This window comes from Phenylobacterium sp. (assembly GCF_016124325.1).
GTDB lineage: Bacteria > Pseudomonadota > Alphaproteobacteria > Caulobacterales > Caulobacteraceae > Phenylobacterium.
In genome coordinates, this window is the sequence record NZ_WGNY01000057.1 from 20908 (window position 1) to 27118 (window position 6211).

8 protein-coding genes are annotated in these 6211 nt (G+C 69.2%); all 8 read right to left on the bottom strand.

Annotation, left to right across the window (positions count from 1 at the left end; all coding sequences use genetic code 11):
* Positions 1 to 62: 62 nt before the first annotated feature.
* The gene (locus GC203_RS23715) at positions 63 to 1316 is read right to left on the bottom strand and encodes a TCR/Tet family MFS transporter (RefSeq protein ID WP_293459446.1); all 1254 of its coding nucleotides are present in this window, start codon (positions 1314 to 1316) and stop codon (positions 63 to 65) included.
* Complete coding sequence (locus GC203_RS23720; RefSeq protein ID WP_293459447.1) at positions 1313 to 2557, bottom strand: TCR/Tet family MFS transporter; 1245 nt, start codon at positions 2555 to 2557, stop codon at positions 1313 to 1315. The genes GC203_RS23715 and GC203_RS23720 overlap by 4 nt, the downstream gene beginning before the upstream one ends.
* A gap of 52 nt (positions 2558 to 2609) precedes the next feature.
* Complete coding sequence (locus GC203_RS23725) at positions 2610 to 3077, bottom strand: SRPBCC family protein (RefSeq protein ID WP_293459449.1); 468 nt, start codon at positions 3075 to 3077, stop codon at positions 2610 to 2612.
* The gene (locus GC203_RS23730; RefSeq protein ID WP_293459451.1) at positions 3074 to 3403 is read right to left on the bottom strand and encodes a metalloregulator ArsR/SmtB family transcription factor; all 330 of its coding nucleotides are present in this window, start codon (positions 3401 to 3403) and stop codon (positions 3074 to 3076) included. Before GC203_RS23730 ends, GC203_RS23725 begins: the two co-directional genes overlap by 4 nt.
* Positions 3400 to 3855 carry a VOC family protein gene (locus GC203_RS23735; protein WP_293459453.1) on the bottom strand — a complete coding sequence of 152 codons (456 nt, stop codon included), beginning with the start codon at positions 3853 to 3855 and terminating at the stop codon, positions 3400 to 3402. Before GC203_RS23735 ends, GC203_RS23730 begins: the two co-directional genes overlap by 4 nt.
* An 80-nt stretch (positions 3856 to 3935) precedes the next feature.
* A complete protein-coding gene (locus tag GC203_RS23740; protein WP_293459455.1) occupies positions 3936 to 5144 on the bottom strand; it encodes an ectonucleotide pyrophosphatase/phosphodiesterase in 1209 nt (402 codons plus the stop codon).
* Between the two features lie 95 nt (positions 5145 to 5239).
* The gene (rplQ, locus tag GC203_RS23745; protein WP_293459456.1) at positions 5240 to 5656 is read right to left on the bottom strand and encodes a 50S ribosomal protein L17; all 417 of its coding nucleotides are present in this window, start codon (positions 5654 to 5656) and stop codon (positions 5240 to 5242) included.
* A 174-nt stretch (positions 5657 to 5830) separates the two neighbouring features.
* Positions 5831 to 6211 (bottom strand): DNA-directed RNA polymerase subunit alpha C-terminal domain-containing protein (locus tag GC203_RS23750; protein ID WP_293459457.1); only part of this gene is annotated, 381 nt, incomplete at its 5' end.

The following is a 6211-nucleotide window of genomic DNA, read 5'->3' on the forward strand; positions in this document are numbered from 1 at the left end:
CGGGGACTTATCTGGAAACGATGGGAAACCTACCGAGGTTTCCGGCGCAATCATGGCGAAGCTCAGGCCATGGCCTCCGCGCGCGCCGGCCGCGCCACGCGCAGGGCCAGGATGAACGCCGCCAGCAGCAGGCCTGAGGCGAGGTAGATCGCCAGCCCCGGGACATGCAACGCCCCGTCCTGGCGCAACGACCAGGCGAACACCAGGCCGAACAGCGGCGGGCCCAGCACCGCGGCGATTCCCGACAGGCTCTGGTTCGCGCCCTGGAGCTGGCCCTGCTGGTGCGGCGGCAGGCGGCGCGTCATCAGGCCCTGCAGCCCCGGCATCATCAGGCTCCAGAGCGCGAAGACCGGCGCGCCCATCAGATAGAGCCAGCCCGTCGGCGCGGCCCCGTACCACGCGAAGCCCAAGACGCCGGCCAGGGCGCCCAGCAACACGGCGTTGCGCTCGCCCACGCGAGCGACCACGGGGCCCACCAGGAACCATTGCACCAGAACGCCCAGCGCGCCGGTGATGAAGAACGTCACGCCAAGGAAGGCCGGCGTCCAGCCGTAGCGGTAGGTCGTGTAGAGCACGAAGATCGTCGGCAGCACGTTCTGCGCCAGGTTGAAGAGGAAGCCCACGCTGGCTAGGCCCAGCAGCCCGGGCTGCGAACGCAGCAGCCGCAGCGCCCCCAGCGGATTGGCGCGCCGCCAGTCGAAGGATGTCGCGCGCCGCTCCGGCGGCAGGGATTCGGGCAGCACGAAAAGGCCGTAGAGCGCGTTGATTCCGGTGAGGGCCGCGGCGGCCACGAACGGGGCGCGCAGGCCGTATTCGCCCATCAGCCCGCCCAGGGTCGGGCCGATGATGAAGCCGAACGAGAAGGCCGATCCCATCCAGCCGAAGGTCTTCGCCCGCCGCTCGGGCGGGGTCACGTCGGCCAGATAGGCGTTGGCCGTGGAAAAGCTGGCCGCGGTCATGCCGTTGAGAATGCGGCCGACATAGAGCCACCAGAGAGTGGGCGCGAAGGCCATGAACAGGAAATCGACGGCCAGGCCGAAGAGCGAGACCAGCAGCACCGGGCGGCGGCCGAAGCGGTCCGACATCATCCCGAGGATCGGGCCGCAGAAGAACTGCATGATCCCCCAGGTGGTCGCGAACAGCACGTTCCATTCCGAGGCCGCCGCGGTGTCGCCGCCGGCGAACTGGCGGATCAGGTTCGGCAGGATCGGGATCATGATCCCGAACGAGATCGAGTTCATCAGCGCCAGCGCGAAGATGAAACCGAAGCTGGCGCGCCGCCCCCCCGTCGGCGATGAAGCGTCGCTCCCGCTCATGTGGAGGCCTCGGCGGGCCGGGGCCCCCGCGCCATCACCGCCACCGCGATCAGCGCCGCGACCGCGTGGATGCCCGCCGCGAGGAAGAAGGCCGAGCCCGGCACGAAGGGATGGCCCGGCGCGACGAACCACGCGTAGGTAAAGCCGAACAGGGTCGGCGCGACCACGCCGGCCAGGCCGACCAGGCTGGCGTTCGCGCCCTGCAGGCGACCCTGCTCGCTGGGTGCCACGCGGCGTGTGACGATGCCCTGGAAACCGGGCCCGAAGAGGCCGATCAGCCCGAACACCGGCGTACCGATCAGGAAGGCCCAGCCCGTGGGCGCCACGCCGTAGATCGCAAAGCCCAGCCCGCCGAAGGTCAGGCCCGCCAGCACGGCCCCCCATTCGCCAATCCAGGCCACGACGCGACGCACCAGCAGGCCTTGCACGACGATGTTGCAGACCCCGGTCAGGGCCAGCGCATAGCCGGTCATGTCCACCGTCCAGCCGTAGCGGTTGGAGGCGTAGAGCACGAAGATCGTCGGCAGGACGTAGTGGGCGAGCTGCAGCAGCATGTTCACCGCCGAGAGCGGCAGCAGTTCGCGGTGGGCGATCAGGAAATTCAGCGACCCGACGGGATTGGCCTTGGCCCAGGCGAACTGCGCACGGTCCTCCGGCCTGAGCGATTCCGGCAGCACGAACAGGCCATAGAGCGCGCCCACCACGGTCAGGGCCGCCGCGCCCAGGAACGGCGCGCGCAGGCCGAACTGCGCGGCCAGGAAGCCGCCGATCGCCGGGCCCACGATGAAGCCCACGCCCCAGGCCGCGCCGATCAGGCCGAAGGTCTGGGCGCGCTTCTCGGGCGGCGTGACGTCGGCGATGTAGGCGCTGGCCACGGCCATGCCCGCGGCCGTGAGGCCGGAGACGACCCGCGCCACGAACAGCCAGCCCAGCGTGGGCGCGAACGCCATGACCAGGTAATCGACGGCCAGGCCGAACAGCGAGATCAGCAGGACCGGCCGGCGACCGAACCGGTCGGACAGCGCCCCCAGGATCGGGGCTCCGAAGAACTGCGCCAGCGCCCAGACGGTGGAGAAGACCCCGATCCAGCGCGCCGCGGCGGCGGCGTCTCCGCCCTCGAACCGCTGGATGAGCGGCGCGAACACCGGAATGATCACGCCCAGCGACAGCACGTCGAGCCAGACGCTGACCAGGATGAAGCCTACGGCCGCCCGGCGGCGCCTCTCCCCTGCCTCGCTCATGCGCTATCCCCCCGGCACATACTGGAACACATCATGAACTCTCGCAACGGGGCTAGGCGACCGCACCGCCGACCGAGCGGAGTTGCGTCTGCCAGAACTCGGCGAGGCGGGCGAGCAGCGCATGGTCCGGGAAGCCGTGGCGGGCGGCGCTGTCGGCGGGCGTCTGGTCGAAGCCGCGATGCTCGACGCTGACCCGCGTCTCTTCGCCCACCGCCTCGAACCGGACTTCCACCTCGGTATGAAGATCGACCGGGAACGTCGCCTGCCGCCACGAGAAAACGAGCCGGTCCGGCGGCTCCCACGCCATCACGCGACCGATCTCGAACACCTTGCCGCCCTCGAGCGTCTCCGTGAACCGCCCTCCCTCCCCGGGCTCGAACGCCAGCACTCCCGGGGCTCGCGGCGTGGTCTGGAAGAGGCGGCTGGGCCGCCACCAGGCGCCGATCTCTTGCGTGAAGACGGCGAACGCCCGCTCGGGCGTCGCCTTCACCCGCAAGGCGACATAGACCCTGGACGTCATGCGCCCGTCTCGATGTGGGCCTTGAACGCGGCGAGCTGGACGCTCCAGAGACGTTCGCTCTCCTCGAGCCAGCGCAACAGATGGACCATCGGTTCGGGCCTCAGCGCGTAGATGCGCACGCGCGCGTCGAACTCGGGATGCGACTCCTCCACGAGCTCGCTGGCGCGCAGCGCCTTCAGGTGACGACTCATGGCCGGGGCCGAAACCCCGACCTCGCGTGCCAACTCCCCGGCCGCGCGCGGCCGCTCGGCCAGCAGGTCCACGACCCGCCGCCGGTTCGGATCGGCCAGCGCCGCCAGCGTCCGGTCGAGGCCCGCCGCGCTCATATCCAGCCGGTGATCTTCAGCCCGCTCGCCGCCTCCGCCGCCTCGCGGCTGACCGCCTCGACGTTCTGGGAGACGGTCCAGATGTGGCCTTCGGGATCGCGGCAGCGGTAGGTGCGGTCGCCGTAGAACTGGGTCTCCGGCTCGGCCAGGATCTCCATTCCCGCCGCGCGGGCCCGTTCGCAATGGGCGTCCACGTCGGCATCGACGCCGATGTGGATCGACTGGGTGACCTTGCCCCCGATCGACGCCGGGCTCTTGTATTCGTCGCTCCACTCGTAGCCGACCATCACGGCCGCATCGCCGAACCGCATCTCGGAATGGACGAGGTTCCCCTCTGCGTCCTCCAACAGCATGAACAGCTCGAAGCCGAACGCGGCCTCCAGGAACTTCAGCGCCGCCTTCGGGTCGCGATAGACCACGGCGCTGATCAGTTTCGGTCTCCAGTCGGCCATGGCGACCTCCTTTCAATTTGCCGCAATATTTAACTCAAATCGCAATCAATGAGTCAAGCGCCCCCTGGGGCGGAGCCTCATCAGGGGGCGAGCGCCGGGGCGACGTCCTGCAGACTTCCATCGCCGGGCTGCGGCGTCACGCCGATCAGCCGGGCCAGCAGCGGATAGACGTCGACGTTGTCGAAGGGCGGCAGCCGCACGCCGTGGCGGAACGCCGGGCCGGAGCCGATGAAGACCGCGGCCATCTCGGCCGCATAGGGATCGAAGCCGTGGTTGCCCCGCTCGGGATGGGCCGGCTTGTAGCTGCGCGTCGTCAACGCCCAGCCGGTCGCGGCCAGGCAGAAGTAGGGCGCCTCGCGCGGATTGTGCCCGTAGTGGAACCGCGTGGGGATCTCCGCCTTGCGCCAGCAGTCGAAGTGGTCGTGGCGGGCGGTCAGCGCCGCGTCGACCTCCGCCTCGTGGCCAGCCTCCGGATAGATGGTCATGAACGCCCCGCCCGAGAGCGAATGATAGGCCCCCGCGGGCAGGACATCGTCCATGTAGACGACGCGGTCCGACGAGAGGGCCGCCATCCCATGGTCGGCCACGATCACCAGGTTGGGGGAAAGCCCCCTCGCCTTCAGGCCGTCGACCAGGCGCCCGACGGCGGCGTCGACGTCGGCGACCGCGGCGTTCACTTCGGGCGAATGCGGACCGTAGGCATGGCCGGCGGTGTCGACGACGTCGAAATAGAGGGTGACGAACTGCGGACGCTCGGGCGCCGGCAGGTCGAGCCACGCCAGCACCTGATCGACCCGCGCGGTCGACGGCGTGGCCATGTCGAAGGTCTTGTAGAAGTGGGGCCGCACGCCTTGGATCGGCGCTTCCGACCCCGGCCAGAAGTAGGGTGCGGTGACGATCCCGGCCTTCTCCGCGGTCACCCAGATCGGCTCGGCCTCATCCCACCAGCGCCGGTCGAGGACCGTGGCGCGGTCCGACATCCGGAAGGTCACACCGGGAATGTCGGGATCCTGCATCGTGTTCTCGACGATCCCGTTGCGGTCGGGCCGCAGGCCGGTGACCAGGGCGTAGTGGTTGGGGAAGGTCTTGGACGGGAACGACGGGCGCATGGCCGCGCGTGCGCCGTCGGCCGCCAGCGCCGACATCACCGGGGTGAGGCCTCGATCGAGATAGTCGGCGCGGAAGCCGTCGATCGACACGAGGATGGTGAGCGGCCGGTCCGCCGCCGCGGACGGCGCCGCCCAGGCCAGCAGCAGGAACCAGACGACGAAACCCAGGATGCGACGCATGGGCGACAGTTAGCCGAAGCACGCGACACTTCCGCAAACGAAAAGCCCCGGAGCGGGGCTCCGGGGCTCTCGTGTTCCTTAGATGGTCAGGCCGATCAGGCCTCGCCGAAGGCGTCCTCGGCCAGCGGACCGGAGTCCTTGCCCTTCTCGGCCGGATCGCGGTCGACGAACTCGATCACGGCCATCGGCGCGTTGTCGCCGTGACGGAAGCCCGCCTTCAGGACGCGGATGTAGCCGCCGTTGCGCTCGGCGTAGCGCGGGCCGAGCACCGAAAACAGCTTGCCGACCTGTTCCACGTCGCGGACCTGGCTGATCGCCTGGCGGCGCGCATGCAGGTCGCCGCGCTTGGCGAGCGTGATCAGCTTCTCGACCACGGGGCGCAGTTCCTTGGCCTTCGGCAGGGTCGTGACGATCTGCTCGTGCTTGATCAGGCTGGCCGACATGTTGGCGAACATGGCGGTGCGGTGGGCGGTCGTACGACCCAGTTTGCGGTGGGCTTTGCCGTGACGCATCTCGATATCTCCTGGGCTCTCGGGCCCGCCTGGCGTCCGATGGCTGGACGCCGCCTAACCAAGTCCCGGCCTGGCTCCCGCCCGGGTCAACACGAAACGCCGGGGCCCTCCGCCGCGAGTGCGGCTTCATCGGGCCCAGACCGCTGAAGCGGTCCGGAGCGGCGCGGAAGCAGTTTACATCTGGTCTTCGAACTTCTTCGCGAGCTCTTCGATGTTCTCCGGCGGCCAGTTCGGCACGTCCATGCCGAGGTGGAGGCCCATCCCGGCGAGAACTTCCTTGATCTCGTTCAGCGACTTGCGGCCGAAGTTCGGGGTGCGGAGCATCTCCGCCTCGGTCTTCTGGATCAGGTCGCCGATGTAGACGATGTTGTCGTTCTTCAGGCAGTTGGCCGAACGGACCGACAGCTCGAGCTCGTCGACCTTCTTCAGCAGCGCCGGGTTGAACGGCAGTTCCGGCTTGGCCTCGCCTTCGACCTTCTTCTTCGGCTCTTCGAAGGTGATGAAGATCTGCAGCTGGTCCTGGAGGATGCGCGCGGCGTAGGCCACGGCGTCCAC